This is a genomic window from Curtobacterium sp. 18060, assembly GCF_902706105.1.
Classification (GTDB): Bacteria; Actinomycetota; Actinomycetes; order Actinomycetales; family Microbacteriaceae; genus Curtobacterium.
The window spans coordinates 127426-149212 of the sequence record NZ_CACSJV010000003.1; the positions used below are offsets into that span (position 1 = coordinate 127426).

Here is a 21787-nt window from a genome sequence, read left to right on the forward strand (position 1 = left end):
GTCGAAAGGCCACCACCATGACCATCGCACCATCGCCCACCAGCTACGCCGCACCCGGCGAACCAGGCTCCCTCGTGCAGTACCGATCGCGGTACGACCACTTCATCGGCGGCGAGTACGTCCCGTCGGCGAGCGGGCAGTACTTCGAGAACCCCACCCCCGTCACCGGCAAGGTCTTCACCGAGGTCGCGCGCGGTGACTCCACCGACGTCGACCGTGCGGTGGCGGCTGGCTGGAAGGCGTTCCCGACCTGGGGGCGGACGAGCGCCGCCGAGCGCGCGGTCATCCTCAACAAGATCGCCGACCGCATGGAGGAGCACCTCGAGATGCTCGCCGTCGCCGAGACGTGGGAGAACGGCAAGCCGATCCGCGAGACCCTCGGCGCCGACATCCCGCTCGCGATCGACCACTTCCGCTACTTCGCCGGAGCGATCCGCGCGCAGGAGGGCTCGGCCGGCGAGATCGACCACGACACCGTGGCGTACCACTTCCACGAACCGCTCGGCGTCGTCGGACAGATCATCCCGTGGAACTTCCCGATCCTGATGGCGGTGTGGAAGCTCGCGCCGGCCCTGGCTGCGGGCAACTGCGTCGTGCTGAAGCCCGCCGAGCAGACCCCGGCGTCGATCCACGTGCTCGTCGAGCTCATCCGCGACCTCGTGCCCGCCGGCGTGCTCAACGTCGTCAACGGCTTCGGCATCGAGGTCGGCGCACCACTCGCCCAGCACCCGGACATCCGGAAGATCGCGTTCACCGGCGAGACCACCACCGGTCGGCTGATCATGCAGTACGCCTCGCAGAGCCTCATCCCGGTGACGCTCGAGCTCGGCGGCAAGAGCCCGAACGTCTTCTTCCCGGACGTCGCCGCCGAGAAGGACTCGTTCTACGACAAGGCGCTCGAGGGCTTCACTTTCTTCAACCTCAACCAGGGCGAGGTCTGCACGTGTCCGTCCCGGGCGCTCGTGGCGAAGGAGATCTACGACGGGTTCGTCGCCGACGGCCTCGACCGGGTGCGCGCCGTCAAGCAGGGCCACCCGCTCGACCTGTCCACGATGATCGGCGCCCAGGCGTCGAACGACCAGCTCGAGAAGATCCTGAGCTACATCGACATCGGCAAGCAGGAGGGCGCGAAGCTGCTCACCGGCGGGGAGCGCGCGGACCTCGGCGGGGAGCTCTCCGGCGGGTACTACGTCACGCCGACGGTGTTCGAGGGCGTCAACTCGATGCGGATCTTCCAGGAGGAGATCTTCGGTCCGGTCCTCGCGCTGACGTCCTTCAGCGGCTACGACGACGCGATCGCCACGGCCAACGACACCCTCTACGGACTCGGTGCCGGGGTGTGGAGCCGCGAGGCCACCACGCTGTACCGCGCCGGCCGTGACATCCAGGCCGGACGGGTGTGGTCGAACACGTACCACCAGTACCCGGCCGGTGCGGCGTTCGGTGGGTACAAGCAGTCCGGCATCGGGCGCGAGAACCACAAGATGATGCTCGACCACTACCAGCAGACGAAGAACCTGCTCGTGTCCTACGCCGATGGTCCGATGGGCTTCTTCTGATGCCCGACACCGCACGCGTGGCGGTCACGCCGGCGGCGGGGGAGCTCCTGCGCACCCTCGCCGCCCGGCACGGCCCGCTGATGTTCCACCAGTCGGGCGGCTGCTGCGACGGCTCGAGCCCGATGTGCTACCCCGTCGGCATGTTCCGGACCGGTTCCGGCGACGTGCTGCTCGGGGCGCTCGAGGTCGACGGCATCGACCCCGTCGAGGTGTACATGTCGGTGTCGCAGTTCGAGTACTGGAAGTACACGCACCTGACGATCGACGTCGTCGACGGGCGGGGCGGCGGGTTCTCGGTCGAGAGCCCCGAGGGCAAGCGGTTCCTGACCCGGTCGCGGATGTTCGACGACGCCGAGCTGGCGGATCTCGGCCTGGTCCCGGTCGCGCAGCGGACGTAGGCTGGCCGTACTCGTCGCGACGGTGCGGCGGGTGGGGTCGATCGGAGGACGCATGCGCGCACCCGACCGGCTCCGCCCGCTCGTCGCCGCGTCCTGGCGACGGTCTGCGGCGGTCGACCCGGACGGGGTCCCTGCGCTCGCACTCGGTGACGACGAGCTCGACGCCGCCCGCCGGGACGGCCCCCTCGCCACCCTGCTGCCCGTGGTCCGGCACCTGCTGCTCGACGACACCCGGTCCGCCGGCTGCGTCCTCGCCGTCGGCGACGCCTCCGGTCGGCTCGTGTGGGTCGACGGCGCGCGTACGGCCCGGCGTGCTGCGGAGGACATGGGCTTCGTCCCCGGGGCCGACTGGGCCGAGGACCGCGTCGGTACGAGCGCGCCCGGCACCGCACTGCGGCTGGATCGACCGGTGCAGATCCGCTCCGACGAGCACTACGCCAACGCCGTCAAGCCGTGGTCGTGCACCGCCGTGCCCGTGCACGACGCCCACGGGGCCACCGTCGGCGTGCTCGACCTGACGGGCGACGACCGGGCCGTCGAACGGCACACCCTCTCGCTCCTCGCGGCCACGGTCGCGGCCGCCGAGGCACAGCTCGTCCTGGCCGCGAGCCGGTTCCCGGCGTCCGCCGCGTCGACGCCGCGCGCCCCCGGCGCAGAGCTGACGGTCCTCGGCACCGACACCGCCGTCCTGCGCGTCCACGACCGCCGGGTCCACCTGTCCGCGCGGCACTCCGAGCTCCTGGTCGTCCTCGCCGCCCACCCCGACGGGTTGGCGGCCGCCGACCTCGCGGACGCCGTGTACGGCGACGCCGGCGCCGTCGTGACGCTGCGCGCCGAGGTGGTGCGGCTCCGACGGGTCCTCGCGGAGCACGCGTCGGGCGTGACCGTGACGTCGCGACCGTACCGGGTGACCGGGATGGCGACCGACGTCGACACCGTGCTGTCCGCGCTCGACCGCGGGGCGCGCCTCCAGGCCGTCGACCGGTACACCGGACCGGTCCTGCCGGGGTCGGCTGCGCCGGGCGTGGACGCCGTGCGCGACCTGGTGCGCGGTCGGTTCCGCGAGTCGGTCGTCGCGGACGGCAGCGTCGAGGCGCTGCTCGCGTGGGCGCGGACGCCGGACGGGGCGGCGGACGCGCGCGTGCTCCGCGCGCTGCTCGCGGTCCTGCCGCGGCGGTCGCCGCGACGAGCCGGTCTCGTGGCGGCGATCGAGGCGCTCGAGGGTCCCTGAGTCGGTCGGCGGGGCCGGGAGGCGCGGGGCGGGCTGGTAGTGTTGGCCTCCTCGCGAGTGTGGTGGAATCGGCAGACACGGGGCACTCAAAATGCTCTGCCTCACGGCGTGCGGGTTCAAGTCCCGCCACTCGTACAACGCAACATCCGGCGTCTAGTAGGCTTGCGGCTGTGAGTGACACAGAAGCAACTGCAACAGCACCCCGTCGCGTCGTCGTCGCCGAGGACGAGTCGCTCATCCGCCTCGACATCGTCGAGATCCTCCGCGACAACGGGTTCGACGTGGTCGGCGAGGCCGGCGACGGCGAGACCGCCGTGCAGCTCGCCACCGACCTTCGTCCCGACCTCGTCGTGATGGACGTCAAGATGCCCCAGCTCGACGGCATCTCCGCAGCCGAGAAGCTGTCCAAGAACCACATCGCTCCGGTAGTCCTCCTCACGGCGTTCAGCCAGAAGGACCTCGTCGAGCGTGCGACCGAAGCCGGCGCGCTGGCCTACGTGGTCAAGCCGTTCACCCCGAACGACCTGCTCCCCGCGATCGAGATCGCCCTCTCTCGGTACCAGCAGATCATCACGCTCGAGGCCGAGGTCGCCGACCTGGTCGAGCGCTTCGAGACCCGCAAGCTCGTCGACCGCGCCAAGGGCCTGCTCAACGAGAAGATGGGCCTCACCGAGCCCGAGGCGTTCCGCTGGATCCAGAAGGCCTCGATGGACCGCCGCCTGACGATGCACGACGTCGCCAAGGCGATCATCGAGCAGCTCAGCGCCAAGAAGTAGCACCACCCGTCGCTCACACCAGCGCCGTCGGACCCCGGTCCGGCGGCGCTGCTGCGTTCCCGGGCGCGTGGGGCGCTCTGTGCGTGTGAATGTTCCGACACGACACCGGTCGATCGACGCGTGTTCTGTCGGAGTGTGCGGACGCATGCACTCGCGGCCACGGGCGCGCGGGGCAGTGGAGCCGACCACCTGGCAGGCTGGAGCCGTGGACGACGTGGTGATCCGGGCCTCCCGGCCTGACGACATGCCGGCGGTGGCCGACCTGCGGTGGCGGTGGAGTGTCGGCGAGGGCGGCGCCGAGCCGGCCGCGACGCCGGACGACTACCGCGCGGCCATGACGGCCTTCGCCCGCGAACACCCGGACACGCACCGGTGTGTCGTCGCAGAGCGCGACGGTGCGGTGCTCGGCATGGCGTGGCTCGGACTCGTCGCCCGGCCGCCGACCCCGGATCGGCCGGGGCGACGCCTGACCGCCGACGTGCAGACCGTCTACGTGCACCCCGACCTGCGCGGGCTCGGCGTCGCCGGACGACTCGTCACCGCGCTGCTCGACATCGCGGACGACCTCGGCGTCGAGCGGACCTCGGTGCACTCGAGCGTCGACGGGGAGCGGCTCTACCGGCGGCTCGGCTTCGGCGATGCACGGCTGCTGCTGCAGCGTCCGCCCGAGGACTGAGCGCCCGGTGCCTCAGCCGCGCGCGGGGAGCTGCTGGAGCGTCCAGGCGTTGCCGTCCGGGTCGGTGAAGAAGACGAAGCGACCCCAGGCCAGTTCGTCGACACCGATCGCGTCGACGCCGAGTCCCTGCAGGTGGGCGAGGGCCTCGTCGGCGTCGGGGATCACCACCTGGACGGACTTCAGCGACCCGGGCTGGACGTCCGGGGACATGATGCCCTCGCCGAACGCGATCGAGCACGCCGACCCGGGCGGGGTGGCCTGCACGAACCGTACGTCGCCGGACACGCGCTGGTCGTGGTCGATCGTGAAGCCGATGCGTTCGTAGAACTCGCGGGCCCGGTCGACGTCGCTGACGGGGACCATGACGAGTTCGATCTTCCAGTCCATGACGGACTCCCTGCGTGCGTGCGAGGGGTTCAGCGCTGTTCGCAGTTCAGCGTGCCTCGCGGACGAGGTTGGTGATGCGGACGGTGGAGCAGCGGCGCCCCTGGTCGTCCGTGAGCACGATCTCGTGCGTGGTGAGCGTGTTGCCGAGGTGGATCGCGGTGCAGACACCGGTGACGGTGCCGGACGTGGCGCTCCGGGTGTGCGAGGCGTTCAGCTCGATGCCGACGGCGTAGCGGCCCTCGCCGGCGTGCACGTTGGCGGCCATCGAACCGAGGCTCTCGGCGAGGACGACGTAGGCGCCCCCGTGCAGCAGGCCGACCGGCTGGCGGTTGCCCTCGACCGGGATGCTGCCGACGGCGCGGTCGGCCGACATCTCGGTGATGACCATGCCCATCTTGTCGGCGAGCTCGCCCATCCCGCGGGCCGCGAGGCGCTCGTCGACGTTCCCGGTGATGGTGGCTTCGTCGGTCACGCGCTCGAACTCCCGTGTCGGATGGCGTCGGTAGGCTGTCCGGGTGTCGGACTCCGCAAAGCCTACCCTCATGGTCATCGACGGCCACTCTCTCGCCTTCCGGGCCTTCTACGCGCTGCCGGTCGACAGTTTCGTGAACCGCGACGGGCAGCACACGAACGCCATCCACGGCTTCATCTCGATGCTGCTCATGCTCCTGCAGCGCGAGAAGCCGACGCACCTGGCGGTGGCGTTCGACATCTCCCGGTTCTCGTTCCGCACCCGTGAGTACGAGGCGTACAAGGGCACCCGCTCCGAGACCCCGGCCGAGTTCAAGGGGCAGATCCCGCTGCTGCAGCAGGCGCTCGAGGCGATGGGCATCACCACCGTGACGAAGGAGGACTACGAGGCCGACGACATCCTCGCGACCCTGTCGTCCCAGGGTGCTGCGCAGGGGTACCAGGTGTACGTCGTCTCCGGCGACCGCGACGCCATCCAGCTCGTCAACGACGACGTGACACTGCTGTACCCGTCGGTCCGTGGCGTCTCCGAGCTCACCCGGTACGACCGCGACAAGGTGTACGAGCGCTACGGCATCGAGCCGCACCAGTACCCGGACATCGCCGCGCTCGTCGGCGAGACCAGCGACAACCTGATCGGCATCGACAAGGTCGGCGAGAAGACGGCGGTGAAGTGGGTCACGCAGTACGGCTCGCTCGAGGGGGTCCTCGAACACGCGGACGAGATCAAGGGCGTCGTCGGCAACAACCTGCGCGAGCAGCAGGACCGTGCCGTCCGCAACCGCCGGCTGAACCGCCTGGTCACCGACGTCGAACTGCCCGTCGGTCCGGCCGACGTCGCGCTCCGTCCCCCCGACGAGACCGCCGTGCGTGAGCTGTTCGCCAAGCTGCAGTTCCGCACCCTGCTCGACCGCGTCTTCAAGGTCGCCGGCTCCGGTGAACCGTCCGAGCAGCCGGCCGAGGGCGGGGTGACCGACGGCGCCGCGACTCCGCCGTCGGTGAAGACCCTGATCGACGAGGAACTCGGGTACTGGCTCGAGCGCCGCAACGCGTCCGAGGCGGCGAACGGCTACGGCGTCGCGGTCGAGGTCATCGACGGCCGACTCAGCACCATCGGCATCGCCACCCACGACGACGCCGTCCAGGTGCCCGGTGGCAGCGGCGCGAAGGACTACGAGCAGCTGTCGGCGTGGTTCGCCTCCGACGCCCCGAAGCACTTCCACGACGCCAAGACCGCGATCAAGGTGCTCGCGACCGCGGGCTTCGTCGTGAACGGCATCGCCGGCGACGCCCGCATCACGGGGTGGCTCGCCCAGCCCGGCAAGCAGGGCCAGCCGCTGGCCGACCTCGTCTACCAGGAGCTCGGCGAGGAGCTCCCCACCGCCGACCCGAACCAGCTCGTGCCGGAGACCGACCCGGTGAACGTCGGCGTGCACGCCTGGTTCGTCCTCCGGGTCACCACGGCGCTCCGTGCCCGGATCGATGAGTCGTCGCTCAAGGTCCTCGACGACATCGAGCTCCCGCTGGTGTCGGTGCTCGCGAGCATGGAGACGATCGGTGTCGGCATCGATCGCCCGGTGCTCACGGGGCTGTCGAAGGAACTGGGGGAGCGTGCCGCCGACCTGGCGCAGCACGCGTTCGCCGAGATCGGGCACGAGGTGAACCTCGGTTCCCCGAAGCAGCTGCAGGAAGTCCTGTTCACCGAGCTCGCGATGCCCAAGACCCGCAAGACGAAGACCGGGTTCTCGACCGACGCCGCGAGCCTGGCCGACCTGCAGGAGCAGCACCCGCACCCGTTCCTCGGCCTGCTGCTGCAGCACCGCGACGCCACGAAGCTCCGCCAGATCGTCGACACGCTCGACGCGGCGATCGTCGACGGGCGCATCCACACCCGGTACGAGCAGACCGGCAGCAGCACCGGCCGCATCTCGTCGACCGACCCGAACCTGCAGAACATCCCGGTGAAGACCGCGGTCGGACGCCGGGTCCGGTCGGCGTTCGCCGTGGCGGAGCCCTACACGACGCTCATCACGGCCGACTACTCGCAGATCGAGATGCGCATCATGGCGCACCTGTCCGGTGACCCCGGTCTCATCCAGGCCTTCAACGAGGGCGAGGACCTGCACCGCTTCGTCGGCGCCCGGGTGTTCGGCGTCGAGCCGGCCGAGGTCTCCGCCGAGATGCGCACCAAGGTCAAGGCGATGTCGTACGGCCTGGCCTACGGGTTGAGCGCGTTCGGGCTGTCGAAGCAGCTCCGCATCGAGCAGTCCGAGGCCCGGACGCTCATGACCGAGTACTTCGCTCGGTTCGGCGCCGTGCGCGACTACCTGCGCAACGTCGTCGAGCAGGCGCGCGAGGACGGCTACACCGAGACGATCTTCGGTCGTCGCCGGCCGTTCCCGGACCTGAAGAGCCCGAACCGCGTGCTGCGCGAGAACGCCGAGCGCGCTGCGCTGAACGCGCCGATCCAGGGCTCGGCGGCCGACATCATGAAGATCGCGATGCTCGGCGTCGACCAGGACCTGCGCGACGGCGGACTCGAGTCGCACCTGCTGCTCCAGGTGCACGACGAGCTCATCCTCGAGGTCGCGCCCGGCGAACAGGACCGCGTCGAGGAGATCCTCCGTACCCGGATGGGCAACGCCGCCGAACTCACCGTGCCGCTCGACGTCTCGGTCGGTCTCGGCGCGAACTGGGAGAGCGCGGCGCACTGACCGCGGGTCGCGACGCGACCACAGAACGGACGGGAGGCCCGGTGCCAGCTGGCACCGGGCCTCCCGTCCGTTCGTGGCCGGGCCCTCAGGCCGGCATCGCGACGACGCCGAACAGCTCGCCCTGGGGGCCGAGCACGATCGCCGAGCGCCCGAACGGGCTGTCGAACGGCTCCATCAGGGCGGTCCCACCCCGCTGGACGGCCGCCTCGACGGTCGCGTCGGTGTCGTCCGAGCCGAACCACGTCAACCAGTACGCCGGGACGCCCTCCGGCAGTCCGCCTGGTGGCGCGAAGACGCCAGCGACCGGGTCAGCGTCCGCAGTGGCGCCGGGCAGCTTCGCCGAGGCGTAGGGCTCCGACGGATCGCCGAACACGTCGTACGACCAGCCGAACAGGGCCGTGTAGAAGGCCTTCGCCGCCTCGGCGTCGCGCGTGTGTACCTCGGCCCAGCACGGAGCACCGGGCTCGTTGACCCGACCGGAGCCGTCGTGCGCCCCTGCCTGCCAGAGTCCCACGACCGCACCCGTCGGGTCTGCGGCGATCGCCATCCGACCGGCATCGAGCACGTCGAACGCGGGTGTCAGGACGCTGCCGCCTGCGGTGGTGACGCGAGCGGTGATGGCATCGACGTCGTCGGTGGCGAGGTACGCCGTCCAACTCGGCGGCTGTCCCTCGCCCGTGAGCGGACCGATCCCGGCCACCGGGCGGCCACCGAGGAGCGCCGTGACGTACCCACCGGCCTCAGCGGGGCCGTCCTCGACGTGCCACCCGAACACCTCGGTGTAGAAGGTGCGGGCCGCATCCACGTCGGGCACACCCAGGTCGGACCAGCAGGGCGTGCCCTCGGTCCAGCGACCATCGTGTTCGGACATGCAACATCCTTTCCTCTGACCGGACGGTCCCGGTGGCCACGATCCTAGGACCGCTGTCCGCCGTCCGAGCCGGTCGGTAGGGTCGAAGCATGAGCGAAGAGCGTCCCGTCCGCCAGCAGACCGCCGTCGACCACGTGGCCGAGGGATGGGTCGCCACCCTCGTCGACCTCGACCCGACGACGGCCACGTACATCGGTGTGCCGGGTCGCACCGGGGAGTACGGCGACACCTCGCCCGCCGGCGCGGCCGCCCTGGCCGACGCGGCACGGGCCGCGAAGCGCACGCTCGACGCCGCGGCCGTGGTGGACCCCGTCGACGAGGTCACGAAGGCGGACCTCGGCGCCGAACTCGACCTGGTGCAGGAGTCGTACGCGCGGAAACTGCACCTCCGCGACCTCAACGTGATCGCGAGCCCGGCCCAGTCGGTCCGCGAGATCATCGACCTGATGCCCACGGCGACCGAGTCGGACTGGCACGACGTCGCCAGCCGACTGCACGCGCTGCCGGGCGCGCTCGAGGGCATCCGCGAGACCCTGCTCGAGGGCACGCGCGAGGACGTCACCCCGGCGAAGCGGCAGGTCGCCCTGGTCGCGGAGCAGGCCGCTCGCAACGGTGCCGAGGACGGCTTCTTCCGCCGGCTCGCCGAGGGTGCGGCGTTCGACGACGGCTCTCCCGTGCCCGACTCGCTCCGTGCCGAGCTGACCCGCGGGGCCGAGGTCGCGTCGGCCGCGTACCGGAGCCTCGGGCAGTTCCTCGAGCACGAGCTGCTGCCGCTCGCCACCCCGGTCGACGCCGTCGGGCGCGAGGCCTACGAGCTGCACTCCCGCCGGTTCCTCGGTGCCGTCGTCGACCTGGACGAGACGTACGAGTGGGGCCTCGAGGAACTCGCCCGCATGCGTGACGAGCAGGAGCGGATCGCGGACCGGATCGAACCGGGTGCGAGCGTGGCCCGGGCGATCGAGGTGCTCGACACCGACCCGTCGCGGATTCTGCACGGCACGGACGCCCTGCAGCGCTGGATGCAGGAGACGAGCGACGCCTCCGTCGCGGCGATGGCCGGCACGTACTTCGACATCCCGGCCCCGATCCGCCGGCTGGAGTGCCGCATCGCCCCGACGCAGGAGGGCGGCATCTACTACAGCGGGCCGTCCGACGACTTCTCGCGCGCGGGCCGGATGTGGTGGTCGGTGCCCGAGGGCGTCACCGAGTTCGGCACCTGGCGCGAGAAGACGACGGTCTACCACGAGGGCGTCCCCGGCCACCACCTGCAGATCAGCCAGGGCGTCTACAACCGCGGTGAGCTGAACACGTGGCGTCGCCAGCTGTCCGGCTCGTCCGGACACGTCGAGGGCTGGGCGCTCTACGCCGAGCGCCTGATGGAGCAGCTCGGGTTCCTCGACGACGACGGCGACCGGCTGGGCATGCTCGACGGCCAGCGCATGCGTGCCGCCCGCGTGGTGCTCGACATCGGCGTGCACCTGCAGAAGACCAACCCGGACGGCGGCGGCTGGACGTGGGAGTACGCCCTCGACTTCATGCGCGAGAACGTGAACATGGACGACGCGTTCGTGCAGTTCGAGGTCGCGCGGTACTTCGGGTGGCCCGGACAGGCGCCGTCGTACAAGGTGGGCCAGCGTGTGTGGGAGTCGATCCGCGACGAGGTCGCCGCCCGCGAAGGCGCCGACTTCGACCTGAAGTCGTTCCACCGTCGTGCGCTCGCCCTCGGCAGCATCGGTCTCGACACGCTGCGGAGCGCGCTGCTCGGCTGACGCGCGGGTGACACGCCCGGTTGTGGGGGCTCCGCCGGTGCGGTTAGACTTGTGCGGCGCAATCCGCGCCACTCAATCAATCGCCACGGCGGAGCACCACGGGGGTCTCGACTCCCCGCACGCCACGGCCCGACTCATGTCCGTTCGGAGCAATCTCTACATGACAACCACTACGACCAAGGCTCCTAAGCAGGTCGCCATCAACGACATCGGTTCGGCTGATGACTTCCTGGCCGAGGTCGAGAAGACCCTGAAGTTCTTCAACGACGGTGATCTCATCTCCGGCACCGTCGTGAAGATCGACCGCGACGAGGTCCTCCTCGACGTCGGTTACAAGACCGAGGGCGTCATTCCCTCGCGCGAGCTCTCGATCAAGCACGACGTCGACCCCAACGAGGTCGTCAAGGTCGGCGACGAGGTCGAGGCCCTGGTCCTCCAGAAGGAGGACAAGGAAGGCCGCCTCATCCTGTCCAAGAAGCGTGCGCAGTACGAGCGCGCATGGGGCGACGTCGAGAAGATCAAGGAGTCCGACGGCGTCGTGACCGGCACGGTCATCGAGGTCGTCAAGGGTGGCCTGATCGTCGACATCGGTCTCCGCGGCTTCCTCCCCGCCTCGCTCATCGAGCTCCGTCGCGTCCGCGACCTCACGCCGTACCTCGGCCAGGAGATCGAGGCGAAGATCCTCGAGCTCGACAAGAACCGCAACAACGTGGTCCTGTCGCGCCGTGCGCTCCTCGAGCAGACGCAGTCCGAGTCCCGGACCACGTTCCTCAACAACCTGCACAAGGGCCAGGTCCGCAAGGGCATCGTGTCCTCGATCGTCAACTTCGGTGCGTTCGTGGACCTCGGCGGCGTCGACGGTCTCGTCCACGTCTCCGAGCTCAGCTGGAAGCACATCGAGCACGCCAGCGAGGTCGTCGAGGTCGGTCAGGAAGTCACCGTCGAGATCCTCGAGGTCGACCTGGACCGTGAGCGCGTGTCGCTCTCGCTCAAGGCGACGCAGGAGGACCCGTGGCAGGTCTTCGCCCGCACCCACGCGATCGGTCAGATCGCACCGGGCAAGGTCACGAAGCTCGTCCCGTTCGGTGCCTTCGTCCGCGTTGCCGACGGCATCGAGGGCCTGGTGCACATCTCCGAGCTCTCGAACAAGCACGTCGAGCTCGCCGAGCAGGTCGTCTCGGTCAACGACGAGGTCTTCGTCAAGATCATCGACATCGACCTCGACCGTCGCCGCATCTCGCTCAGCCTCAAGCAGGCGAACGAGGGCGTGGACCCCGAGGGCACCGAGTTCGACCCGGCGCTCTACGGCATGCCGACCGAGTACGACGACAAGGGTGACTACAAGTACCCGGACGGCTTCGACCCGGAGACGAACGAGTGGCTCGAGGGCTACGACACCCAGCGCACCGAGTGGGAGGGCCAGTACGCGGCCGCCCAGGGTCGTTGGGAAGCCCACAAGGCGCAGGTCGCGAAGACCATCGCCGACGAGGAAAAGGGTGGCTTCGACCTCCCGGCCGGCGCATCGACGTCGTCCGCTTCCTCTTCGTCGTCGTTCTCGAGCGAGACCGGTGGTGCAAGCCCCCTCGCCGACGACGCTTCGCTGGCGGCGCTCCGCGAGAAGCTCAGCTCGACCAACTGATCGAGCGAGTCGCACTGACCGGAAGCCCGGCATCCCCCAGGGGGTGCCGGGCTTCCGGCGTTTCCACGCTGCGGGTCGTTAGCCTGTCGCAGTGCGCATCATCGGTCTCACGGGCGGCATCGCCGCGGGCAAGTCGACGGTCTCCAAGCGGTGGGCGGAGCACGGCGGCATCGTCGTCGATGCCGACCGGCTGGCACGGGACGCCGTCGCACCCGGCAGCCCCGGGCTCGCGCAGGTCGCCGAGCGGTTCGGTCCCTCGGTGATCGCGGCCGACGGCTCGCTCGACCGTCCCGCGCTCGGAGCGATCGTGTTCTCCGACCCGGCGGCACGCAAGGACCTCGAGGCGATCACCCACCCCGAGGTCTGGCGGCTCGCCCAGCGTGCCTTCGACGCGGCCGAGGCCGCCGACCCGGACGCCGTCGTCGTGTACGACGTACCCCTGCTCGCCGAGGCCCGCGGATCCCGCCCGCTCCGGTTCGATGCGGTCGTGGTCGTCGACGCCCCCGCTGCGCAGCGCATCGAGCGGCTGGTGGAGCACCGTGCCATGGCCCGCGACGAGGCCGAGCGGCGAGTGGCCGTACAGGCGAGCGACGCCGACCGACTCGCACTCGCCGACCACGTCGTCGACGCGACGGGCACACTCGACCAGACGATCCGATCGGCCGACGAAGTGTGGTCGCGGATCACCTCGTGAAGCACCGTCTGCTGCTCGTCCTCGCCGCGATCGTCCTCGTCGCGATCGGCGGCGGTGCGCTGGTGGCCGCGAACCTGCTCGGTGCGCAGCGCATCGAGGACGAGGGCCGCGTCCCCACGATCGATCGCTCGCACGCCGACGAGCCACCGTCGGGCGACGAGCGCGGACCCGAGGGGGAGTTCCACCGATTCCGGCTCGGTACCGTGGGCGGCGAGCGGCTCACCCCGAACCGCGACGACTTCGCCGCCCGCACCTCGGCGGACGGCCCCCTGCTGCTGTTCCTGCCCGCGACGAGGTCCCGCCCGGCGGAGTACCAGCGGTTCCTCGGGCAGGCCGTGGCGGACGGGTACCACGTGCTCGGGCTGGACTACTGGAACCTCGGTCGCACCCTGTCCGGCACGTGCGAGGCCGACGCCCGCTGCTACGGCATGGTGCAGCGCAACCGGTTCGACGGCACCCGTCAGTCCGAGTTCAGTTCGGTGACGCCCGCCGGGTCGATCGTGTCGCGCTTCCGTGACGCGGTGGCCTACCTCGACGACCACGACCCCGACGGCGGGTGGGGCCGCTTCGTGCAGGGCGACGACGACATCGCCTGGCAGGACATCGTCGTGGCCGGGCACTCCCAAGGCGGCGGCGAGGCGGCGTACATCGCGCACATCCGGTCGGTGCGCGGCGCGCTGATGTTCTCGTCGCCCGTCGAGTCGCGGGGTCCGTCGCACGCGGCCTGGATGGAACGTCCCGGCAAGACCCCCGTCGCCCGGATGTACGCCGTCGACGACGTCCGCGACACCTTCGGCCCGCGGATCACCGGGTCGTGGCGGGTCCTCGGACTCGACGGCGTCGACGGCCCCTTCCGCACGGACACCGATCCGCCGCTCGCCGGCGCGGACCCACACGCGATCCTGACCGACGTCCGGGGCCGGGGGAAGGCGCACTCGTTCATCATCAAGGACTCCACGCCGCTCGGACCGGACGGGGAACCCCGGATGACCGCGCTCTGGCAGTGGATGCTGCACCGGTTCCCCTCTGACGGCTCATAGGCTCGCGCACTAGCCTCTGCTGGTGCAGCCCGTCGACGGAGAACCCGACCTGCGCTCGCTCATCCGCGACCGCGCGGTGGAGAGCCCCGAGCGCCCCTACCTGGAGGACGCCCGTTCCGCGCGCGTCCTGACCTACCGAGCGCTCGAGGACGCCGTGACCGCCTGGTCCGCGACGTTCGACGCGATCGGCGTACCCGCCTCCGGAGCCGTCCTCGTCGACGTCGGCGATCCCCTCGCGTTCGCCGTGGTGCACCTGACCGCCGTGGCGACCGGGCGCCGTGCCGTCCCGGTGGACACCGGACAGCCGGCGACCGAGCCGGGCCGTCTCGCAGACCTGATCGGCGGGGCCTCGATCGTGGTGTCGGACCGCGCCGTGGACGGGACCGTCCCCGGAGTGCCCGCCAGCGGGATCGACGCGGCCACGTTCCTCCCGGCCGCCGTCCGTGACGGTGACGTGCCCACGCAGAGCCCGGACGCACCGGGCGAGGGGTCCGTGGTGCTCTTCACCTCCGGGTCGACCGGCGCTCCGAAGGGCGTCGAGCTGCCGGAGTCGCAGCTGCTGTTCGTCGCGCGGGCGGTCGCGCGGCACAACGGGTTGACCGGCCGCGACCGCGGGTTCAACTCGCTGCCGCTGTTCCACGTCAACGCCGAGGTCGTCGGCCTGCTGGCGACGCTCGTCGCCGGGGCGACGCTCGTGCTCGACGTGCGCTTCCGGCGGACCGGGTTCTGGGAACTGCTCGCCGAGCGGCGCATCACCTGGCTGAACGCGGTGCCGGCGATCCTCGCCGTGCTCGCGAAGACCGGGCCGTTGGACTTCCCGGAGGGCCTCCGGTTCGTCCGGAGCGCTTCGGCACCGCTGCCGGACCCGGTGCGCACGGCACTCGGTGACGTCCCGCTCGTCCTGAGCTGGGGGATGACCGAAGGTGCGTCGCAGATCACCGCGACACCGCTGGACGCGCCTGCTCGCCCCGGGACCGTCGGCGTGCCCGTCGGGTCCGAGGTGCAGGCACGCGACGAGGACGGCGCAGCCCTGCCCGCCGACGAGGTCGGTGCGCTGTGGGTGCGCGGCCCGGGGATCGTCGGGCGCTACCTGTTCGGGCGCGCTCCCGACCGCTTCGACGCCGACGGCTGGCTGAGCACGGGAGATGTGGGGTCCGTCGCTGCGGACGGCTGGGTCTCGCTCGCCGGACGCTCAGACGACGTCATCAACCGTGGCGGCGAGAAGGTCTACCCCTCCGAGGTCGAGGACGTCCTGCTCGGCGATCCCCGGGTGCTCGAGGCCGTCGTGGTCGGGCGGCCGGACGACGTGCTCGGGGCCGTCCCGGTGGCGTACGTGATCCTGCAGCAGGGCGAAGCCGACGAAGCCGACGAAGCCGACGCCGCCGTGCTCGTCGCCGACCTGACCGCGCGCGCCGAGGCCCACCTGACCCGCTTCCGCCGCCCCGTCGAGATCATCGTGGTCCCCGACCTGCCGCGCGCGCCCACCGGCAAGGTGCAGCGGGCGAAGGTGCGGACGATGGCGCAGCCGTCGTGACCGGCGCCCAGCCGCAGTCGCAGTCGCAGCCGCAGGCCCAGCCGCAGCCACAGCCACAGGTCCAGACCCCGACCCGCACCGCGGCGGGCAAGCCTCGCCACCTGTACGAGGTCGACGTCCTCCGGATCCTGACCTTCGCCTGCGTCATCGGCGTGCACACCACCAGCCACACCGCCGCCTCCGACGACGTCGGCCTGAACGCGCTGCTCGCCCTGCTGCACTTCACCCGGCTCGTCTTCTTCTCGCTGACGGCGTTCGTGCTCGTCTACAGCTACACGCTGCGACCGCGGCCGATGGCGCAGTTCTGGCCGAAGCGGTTCCTGCTCGTCGGGGTGCCGTACCTGGCGTGGTCGTTCGTGTACGTCGGCTCGAGCTGGCTCCTCAGCAGCACCCGTCGGGGCGACGTGCCCGACCTGGTGCGCACCCTCGCCGAGGGCATCGTCACCGGCTCGTCCTGGTACCACCTGTACTTCCTGCTCGTGACCATGCAGGTGTACCTGTTGTTGCCGGTCATCGTGTGGCTGGTCCGGAAGACCCGCGGGCACCACGTCACGACGCTCGTCGTGGCGCTGGTGGTGCAGCTCGTCGTGTTCGCCGGGTACAAGTACTTCCCGGCGAGCGACGCCTGGCTGCACGGCTACCAGAAGCAGTTCTTCTTCTCGTACGTGTTCTTCATCGTCTCCGGGGCGATCGCCGCCGACCACGCCGACGCGTTCCTCCGGTTCATCCGGGTGCACCGCCGGGCCGTGCTCTGGGCCTTCGCCGGCGTCGGCGCACTGACGCTCGGCGTCTGGGCGCTCCAGGTCGCCCTCGGCCAGTCGCTCTACGCTGCCGGGACTCCGCTGCAACCGATCGAGGCCGTGTGGAGCACCGCGGTCTTCGTCGGCTTCCTGGCGATCGGTGCGCGCTGGGCGGATCGTCGGCGTCCCGGCAGCCCGGTCGCGCGCTTCGTCGACTACGCCTCGGACCGGTCGTTCGGGATCTTCCTGAGCCACCCGTTCCTCATCTGGATCCTGCTGTACGGCGACAGCTGGCTCGAGGCCGTGGTGCCGCGGCCGTGGCTGACGCTCGTCACGTACCTGCTCGTGGTGGCGCTGTCCGTGGCGGTCACCGAGGCGTTCCGGTGGACCCCGCTGAGCGTGCCGCTCACCGGCCGCCCGTCGCTCGCGTCCCGAGCCCAGCGTCGGGCGCGCAGTCCGCAGCGCTGACCTGTCCGTTCCGGGCGTCCCTGGTCGGTTCTTCCGACCAGGTACGCCCGTTCCTGCTCGCTGTGCGCGGCGGCGGAAGCGCTGCGCGGCGGTGGACGCGCTGCGCGGCGGACGGGAGGCGCGGGTCGGGCCGGACCCGGGCCTCCCGTCCGGCGGTCGGGGACCACCAGGGCCGCGCACGCGCCCGGCGGGTCCCGTTGCGGCCAGCGGAATCGGGCGTACCTGGTCGTTCCTTTCGACCAGGTACGCCCGATTCGGCACGGCGTGCCGCTGACAGTGCGCGTCGCGGGTCAGGGGGCGCGCTGCTCGGCGGCGGGGGTGCCGACCTCGAGGACGCCGTTCGTCGACGTGAGCCGCTGCGGCTTCATGAACCACGCGACGACCGCCGCGGCGCCGAGTAGCACGCACGACAGGGCGAACGGCAGCTGCCAGCCGGACGCGTCGATGAGCAGCCCGAAGACAATGGGGGAGACCACGCCGGCGATGCCGAAGCCGGTGTTCATGAAGCCGGACGCGGTGCCGGACCACTGCGGGGCGACGTCCATCGGGATCGCCCAGAGGTTCGCGTTGCAGAGCTCCAGGAAGAAGAACGACAGCGCGAGCGAGATCGTCGCGACGAGCAGGCCCTGCCCGATGACGAGCGGGATGAGGCAGACGAGCGACCCGCCGAGTCCGATCACCAGGACGGTCCGTCGGGCGTTCCGGGTGTTGCCGCCGCGGTGGATGATCCGGTCGCTGAGCATGCCGCCGACCGTGTCCCCGACGACGCCGGCGAGCAGGATGAGCGTGGTGAACAGCGCGAAGTCGCCGATCTCGAGCCCGTAGGTCGAGCTGAGGAACGTCGGCAGCCACGTGAGGAACACCCAGAGGGTCCAGCCGTAGCCGAAGTCGACGAAGGTCACCGGCAGGATCTGCCGCGCCATCTGCCGCCACGGCACCGGCGGACGGGTCGCACGCGTCTCGACGGGCGGGAGCTCGTCGATCTCGACCTGCGTGATGCCCTTCGTGGACTCGGGCTTGTCGCGGAACCAGACGAACCAGACGATGCCCCAGGCGAAGGACAGGACCGCTGTGGCGAAGAACGCCCACCGCCAGCTGCCCGTCGAACCGATCACCCAGGCGACGAGCAGCGGGGCCAGCGCGTTGCCGAGCCGGGCCGCGGAGTGCACGACGCCCTGCGCGAAGCCGTTGCGGTCGCGGGGGATCCAGCGGGTCATGGCCTGGGTCGCGGTCGGGAACGCCGCGGCCTCGCTGAGCCCGAGGAGCGCCCGGGCCGCGAACAGGGTCCAGAAGCCGACCGCGAAGCCGGTCCACAGTGTCGCGACGCCCCACACCACGGTGATGACGAAGAGGGCCTTCCGCGGTCCGAACTTCTCGCTGATCGTGCCGCCGAAGACCTGCAGCAGCGCGTAGGGCAGTGAGAACGCGGACACGATCAGGCCCGCGGTGGCCTCGTTGAAGCCGAACTCCTCGGTGATGTGCGGCAGCGCCGTCGAGATGTTCGTCCGGTCGATGTACGAGATCGCGTACATGCAGCAGAGCAGGAGGAGCACTCGTCCGCGGATGCGTCCGCGGAACGGGGTGCCCTTCGTCGGTGCGGCGGGGGTCGCCGTCGTCATGGGGCCTCTTCGGGTGTGGCTCGTGCTGGCTCGTCGGGGACGTGCGGAGCGATCGGGTTGCTGAACGGACCGGACGCTATGCCCGCTGGTTATCAGCGGACTTGGAGGCTGCTTGGCGAGGACGATACGCCCAGGGCGAGCAGGGGCGCCGGTGTCAGGGGTGCCGACTACCGTTGCGGGCATGGGTGTTGCGATCGAACCGACCCGAGCGGTACGTCCGTTCGAGGTCATCAGCGAGTACACGCCGAGTGGCGACCAGCCCGCGGCCATCGCCGAGCTCGCCGGGCGCATCAACGCCGGTGAGACCGACGTCGTGCTGCTCGGTGCGACCGGTACGGGCAAGTCGGCGACGACCGCGTGGCTCATCGAGCAGGTGCAGCGGCCGACGCTCGTGCTCGCGCACAACAAGACCCTCGCCGCCCAGTTGGCGAACGAGTTCCGCAGTCTGATGCCGAACAACGCGGTCGAGTACTTCGTGTCGTACTACGACTACTACCAGCCCGAGGCGTACGTCCCGCAGACGGACACCTTCATCGAGAAGGACTCCTCGGTCAACGCCGAGGTCGAGCGGCTCCGGCACTCGACGACCAACTCGCTGCTCAGCCGGCGCGACGTCGTCGTGGTGTCGACGGTGTCCTGCATCTACGGCCTCGGCACACCCGAGCAGTACATGAACGCCTCGGTGGCACTGCACGTCGGGCAGACGATCTCGCGCGACCAGCTCGTGCGCAAGTTCGTCTCGATGCAGTACCAGCGCAACGACGTCGACTTCGCTCGCGGTACCTTCCGCGTGCGCGGCGACACCATCGAGATCATCCCGATGTACGAAGAGCACGCCATCCGGATCGAGATGTTCGGCGACGAGGTCGAAGCGCTCTCCTCCCTGCACCCGCTGACCGGCAACGTGATCAACGACCTGCCCGCCGTGTCGATCTTCCCGGCGTCGCACTACGTCGCCGACACCGACGTCATGCACCGCGCCATCGTCGACATCAAGGCGGAGCTCGCCGAGCGCCTGGCCGAGCTCGAGGGACAGGGCAAGCTGCTCGAGGCCCAGCGGCTCCGCATGCGCACCACGTTCGACATCGAGATGATGGAGCAGATCGGCTTCTGCTCGGGCATCGAGAACTACTCGCGGCACATGGACGGCCGCGTCGCGGGCGAGGCACCGCACTGCCTCATCGACTACTTCCCCGACGACTTCCTCATCGTCATCGACGAGTCGCACGTCACCGTGCCGCAGATCGGCGCGATGTACGAAGGCGACGCCTCGCGCAAGCGCACCCTCGTCGACCACGGGTTCCGGCTGCCGAGCGCGCTCGACAACCGTCCGCTGCGGTTCGAGGAGTTCCTCGACCGCGTCGGGCAGAAGGTCTTCCTGTCGGCGACGCCCGGTCGGTACGAGCTCGGCATCACGGACAGCGTCGTCGAGCAGATCATCCGCCCGACCGGCCTCGTCGATCCCGAGATCGTCGTGAAGCCGAGCGACGGCCAGATCGACGACCTGCTCGAGGAGATCAAGCAGCGCGTCGACAAGGACGAGCGCGTGCTCGTCACGACCCTGACGAAGCGCATGGCGGAAGAGCTGACCGACTTCCTCGGCAACGCCGGTGTGCGGGTGCGGTACCTGCACTCCGACGTCGACACGCTCAAGCGCGTCGAGCTCCTGACCGAACTGCGACAGGGCGTCTACGACGTGCTCGTCGGCATCAACCTGCTTCGAGAAGGCCTCGACCTGCCCGAGGTGTCCCTGGTGGCCATCCTCGACGCCGACAAGGAAGGCTTCCTGCGGTCGTCCACGTCGCTCATCCAGACGATCGGTCGCGCGGCCCGCAACGTGTCGGGCCAGGTGCTCATGTACGCCGACAAGATGACCGACTCGATGAAGACCGCGATCGAGGAGACCGATCGTCGTCGCGAGAAGCAGGTCGCGTACAACCTGGAGCGCGGCATCGACCCGCAGCCGCTCCGCAAGAAGATCGCCGACATCACCGAGGTGCTGCAGCGCGAGAACGACGACACCAAGGCGCTGCTGCAGGGTCGTCCCGGCGCCGACGGTCGCCGCTCGCCCACGCCCAACCTGAAGCGCGGCGGCATCGCGGGCGAGGGCGCGACCCAGCTCGAGGCGACGATCGGCGACCTCAACGACCAGATGCTGCAGGCGGCAGCGGAGCTGAAGTTCGAACTCGCCGCGCGACTCCGCGACGAGGTGCAGGACCTGAAGAAGGCGCTGCGGCAGATGGAGTCGGCCGGGCATGTCAGCTGAAGATCGCCGCACGGTCGTCGTCACCGGGGCGAGCGCGGGCCTCGGGTACCACGCGGCCGAGCAGCTCGCCGCGTCGGGGCACCGGGTCGTGCTCGCCACCCGCGACCGCGGTCGCGCAGCAGCAGCGGAACAGAGCATCCGGCGGCACGTGGACGGAGCGTCGTTGGCGCACGTGCACCTCGACCTCGCCGACCTCGACTCCGTCCGTGCCGCCGCTGACGAGCTCGCGGCCCTCGAACCGGACGGCGTCGACGCGATCGTGAACAACGCCGGCGTCGTCGGGGCCTCGACCCCGAGCACCACCGCACAGGGCACCGAGCTGCAGATCGGCACGAACCACCTGGGGCACTTCGCCTGGACGGCGCTGACGATGCCGCTGCTCGAACAGCGTGGCGGTCGCGTCGTGCACCTCGGGTCGATCGCACACCGGTGGGCCAGCCTCGACACGGGCGACCCGTTCCGCGTCGGCCACTACTCCAGCTACCGGCAGTACGGCCGCAGCAAGCTCGCGGTGATGCTGTTCGGCTTCGAACTTGCCCAGCGGTTGGCGGATGCGGGCTCGTCCGTCGCCAGCGTGGTCGCGCACCCCGGGTTGTCGCTCGACGCGCTCTCGCCGGAGCGCCCGGACGTCGCACCGTCACGCCCGGAACCCGCGTGGACCCGGCCGGCGCAGCGTCTGTACGCCCAGGGCAAGGACGCCGGTGCCGAACCCCTCGTGCACGCTGCGGTCGCCGCGGACGTGCGCTCGGGGGAGTACTGGGGCCCGGCCGGGTGGATGCAGCTGCGCGGACCCGCAGCCGTGGTCCGTGCCGAGCCGCGCGCCCACGACCGGACCGCCGCCGCTCGGCTCTGGACGGCCAGCGAGCGTCGTTCCGGGGTCGCGTTCGCTCTCGACGCACTCGTCTGACCACCGACTCGCGGGCGGATGTCGGACC

The 21787-nt window shown here is 70.6% G+C and carries 18 protein-coding genes and 1 tRNA gene; 15 read left to right on the plus strand and 4 right to left on the minus strand.

From position 1 onward, the window contains the following. Window positions 1-17: 17 nt before the first annotated feature. The 6 genes from GVL05_RS03090 to GVL05_RS03115 all read left to right on the plus strand — a co-directional run bounded on the left by GVL05_RS03090 (window position 18) and on the right by GVL05_RS03115 (window position 4640). Window positions 18-1559 carry an aldehyde dehydrogenase family protein gene (locus GVL05_RS03090; RefSeq protein WP_159571197.1) on the plus strand — a complete coding sequence of 514 codons (1542 nt, stop codon included), beginning with the start codon at window positions 18-20 and terminating at the stop codon, window positions 1557-1559. Continuing rightward, window positions 1559-1957, plus strand: coding sequence for a DUF779 domain-containing protein (locus GVL05_RS03095; protein WP_131920090.1), 399 nt, complete (start codon window positions 1559-1561; stop codon window positions 1955-1957). Before GVL05_RS03090 ends, GVL05_RS03095 begins: the two co-directional genes overlap by 1 nt. Window positions 1958-2009: 52 nt before the next feature. Further along, window positions 2010-3188, plus strand: a complete 1179-nt coding sequence (locus GVL05_RS03100) for a GAF domain-containing protein (RefSeq protein ID WP_159571200.1) — start codon at window positions 2010-2012, stop codon at window positions 3186-3188. Between the two features lie 53 nt (window positions 3189-3241). Next, a tRNA-Leu gene (locus GVL05_RS03105) sits at window positions 3242-3323 on the plus strand. Window positions 3324-3358: 35 nt separating this feature from the next. Further along, complete coding sequence (locus GVL05_RS03110; protein WP_071291723.1) at window positions 3359-3964, plus strand: ANTAR domain-containing response regulator; 606 nt, start codon at window positions 3359-3361, stop codon at window positions 3962-3964. Window positions 3965-4169: 205 nt separating this feature from the next. Then, window positions 4170-4640 (plus strand): GNAT family N-acetyltransferase, encoded by a 471-nt coding sequence (locus GVL05_RS03115; RefSeq protein WP_159571203.1) that lies wholly within the window; start codon window positions 4170-4172, stop codon window positions 4638-4640. 12 nt (window positions 4641-4652) lie between these two features. Here the strand turns inward: GVL05_RS03115 and GVL05_RS03120 are convergent, their stop codons facing one another. Together GVL05_RS03120 and GVL05_RS03125 are read right to left on the minus strand one after the other, a co-directional pair. Continuing rightward, a complete protein-coding gene (locus GVL05_RS03120; RefSeq protein WP_159571206.1) occupies window positions 4653-5027 on the minus strand; it encodes a VOC family protein in 375 nt (124 codons plus the stop codon). 46 nt (window positions 5028-5073) lie between these two features. Then, on the minus strand, window positions 5074-5442 hold the full coding sequence (locus tag GVL05_RS03125) for a PaaI family thioesterase (RefSeq protein ID WP_159571289.1): 369 nt from the start codon (window positions 5440-5442) through the stop codon (window positions 5074-5076). A 127-nt stretch (window positions 5443-5569) separates the two neighbouring features. On the opposite strand from GVL05_RS03125, the gene polA reads away from it, so the two are divergent. Further along, window positions 5570-8212 carry a DNA polymerase I gene (polA, locus tag GVL05_RS03130; RefSeq protein WP_235035818.1) on the plus strand — a complete coding sequence of 881 codons (2643 nt, stop codon included), beginning with the start codon at window positions 5570-5572 and terminating at the stop codon, window positions 8210-8212. Window positions 8213-8297: 85 nt separating this feature from the next. On the opposite strand, the gene GVL05_RS03135 is transcribed toward polA, so the two are convergent. Continuing rightward, window positions 8298-9083 carry a VOC family protein gene (locus tag GVL05_RS03135; protein ID WP_159571211.1) on the minus strand — a complete coding sequence of 262 codons (786 nt, stop codon included), beginning with the start codon at window positions 9081-9083 and terminating at the stop codon, window positions 8298-8300. A gap of 89 nt (window positions 9084-9172) precedes the next feature. Here GVL05_RS03135 and GVL05_RS03140 point away from each other — a divergent pair, with 89 nt between their 5' ends. The 6 genes from GVL05_RS03140 to GVL05_RS03165 all read left to right on the plus strand — a co-directional run bounded on the left by GVL05_RS03140 (window position 9173) and on the right by GVL05_RS03165 (window position 16967). Beyond that, window positions 9173-10852: a DUF885 domain-containing protein gene (locus GVL05_RS03140; protein ID WP_159571214.1), complete on the plus strand. Its 1680-nt coding sequence runs from the start codon at window positions 9173-9175 to the stop codon at window positions 10850-10852. Between the two features lie 160 nt (window positions 10853-11012). Further along, on the plus strand, window positions 11013-12491 hold the full coding sequence (gene rpsA / locus GVL05_RS03145) for a 30S ribosomal protein S1 (RefSeq protein ID WP_111083948.1): 1479 nt from the start codon (window positions 11013-11015) through the stop codon (window positions 12489-12491). A gap of 91 nt (window positions 12492-12582) precedes the next feature. Further along, complete coding sequence (gene coaE / locus GVL05_RS03150; protein ID WP_159571217.1) at window positions 12583-13185, plus strand: dephospho-CoA kinase; 603 nt, start codon at window positions 12583-12585, stop codon at window positions 13183-13185. Then, window positions 13182-14225, plus strand: coding sequence for a hypothetical protein (locus GVL05_RS03155; protein WP_159571220.1), 1044 nt, complete (start codon window positions 13182-13184; stop codon window positions 14223-14225). Before coaE ends, GVL05_RS03155 begins: the two co-directional genes overlap by 4 nt. A 22-nt stretch (window positions 14226-14247) precedes the next feature. Continuing rightward, entirely contained in the window at window positions 14248-15759 is a 1512-nt protein-coding gene (locus GVL05_RS03160) for a class I adenylate-forming enzyme family protein (RefSeq protein ID WP_159571223.1), read from the plus strand. Further along, entirely contained in the window at window positions 15756-16967 is a 1212-nt protein-coding gene (locus GVL05_RS03165; protein ID WP_159571226.1) for an acyltransferase, read from the plus strand. Before GVL05_RS03160 ends, GVL05_RS03165 begins: the two co-directional genes overlap by 4 nt. Window positions 16968-17257: 290 nt before the next feature. Here GVL05_RS03165 and GVL05_RS03170 read toward each other — a convergent pair whose 3' ends face one another. Next, window positions 17258-18586 (minus strand): MFS transporter, encoded by a 1329-nt coding sequence (locus tag GVL05_RS03170; RefSeq protein WP_159571229.1) that lies wholly within the window; start codon window positions 18584-18586, stop codon window positions 17258-17260. A gap of 193 nt (window positions 18587-18779) precedes the next feature. Here GVL05_RS03170 and uvrB point away from each other — a divergent pair, with 193 nt between their 5' ends. Together uvrB and GVL05_RS03180 are read left to right on the plus strand one after the other, a co-directional pair. After that, window positions 18780-20852, plus strand: a complete 2073-nt coding sequence (gene uvrB / locus GVL05_RS03175) for an excinuclease ABC subunit UvrB (RefSeq protein ID WP_111084166.1) — start codon at window positions 18780-18782, stop codon at window positions 20850-20852. Beyond that, entirely contained in the window at window positions 20842-21759 is a 918-nt protein-coding gene (locus tag GVL05_RS03180) for an SDR family NAD(P)-dependent oxidoreductase (protein WP_134193795.1), read from the plus strand. Before uvrB ends, GVL05_RS03180 begins: the two co-directional genes overlap by 11 nt. Window positions 21760-21787 lie beyond the last annotated feature (28 nt).

What these genes read in the sequence shown, in the direction of transcription:
- rpsA (WP_111083948.1), top strand. Translation starts at nt 11,013, where the DNA reads ATGACAACCACTACGACCAAGGCTCCTAAGCAGGTCGCCATCAACGAC.
- GVL05_RS03180 (WP_134193795.1), top strand. Translation starts at nt 20,842, where the DNA reads ATGTCAGCTGAAGATCGCCGCACGGTCGTCGTCACCGGGGCGAGCGCG.
- GVL05_RS03100 (WP_159571200.1), top strand. Translation starts at nt 2,010, where the DNA reads ATGCGCGCACCCGACCGGCTCCGCCCGCTCGTCGCCGCGTCCTGGCGA.
- GVL05_RS03140 (WP_159571214.1), top strand. Translation starts at nt 9,173, where the DNA reads ATGAGCGAAGAGCGTCCCGTCCGCCAGCAGACCGCCGTCGACCACGTG.
- polA (WP_235035818.1), top strand. Translation starts at nt 5,570, where the DNA reads ATGGTCATCGACGGCCACTCTCTCGCCTTCCGGGCCTTCTACGCGCTG.
- GVL05_RS03090 (WP_159571197.1), top strand. Translation starts at nt 18, where the DNA reads ATGACCATCGCACCATCGCCCACCAGCTACGCCGCACCCGGCGAACCA.
- GVL05_RS03125 (WP_159571289.1), bottom strand. Translation starts at nt 5,442, where the DNA reads ATGGGCGAGCTCGCCGACAAGATGGGCATGGTCATCACCGAGATGTCG.
- GVL05_RS03120 (WP_159571206.1), bottom strand. Translation starts at nt 5,027, where the DNA reads ATGGACTGGAAGATCGAACTCGTCATGGTCCCCGTCAGCGACGTCGAC.
- GVL05_RS03095 (WP_131920090.1), top strand. Translation starts at nt 1,559, where the DNA reads ATGCCCGACACCGCACGCGTGGCGGTCACGCCGGCGGCGGGGGAGCTC.
- GVL05_RS03135 (WP_159571211.1), bottom strand. Translation starts at nt 9,083, where the DNA reads ATGTCCGAACACGATGGTCGCTGGACCGAGGGCACGCCCTGCTGGTCC.
- GVL05_RS03170 (WP_159571229.1), bottom strand. Translation starts at nt 18,586, where the DNA reads ATGACGACGGCGACCCCCGCCGCACCGACGAAGGGCACCCCGTTCCGC.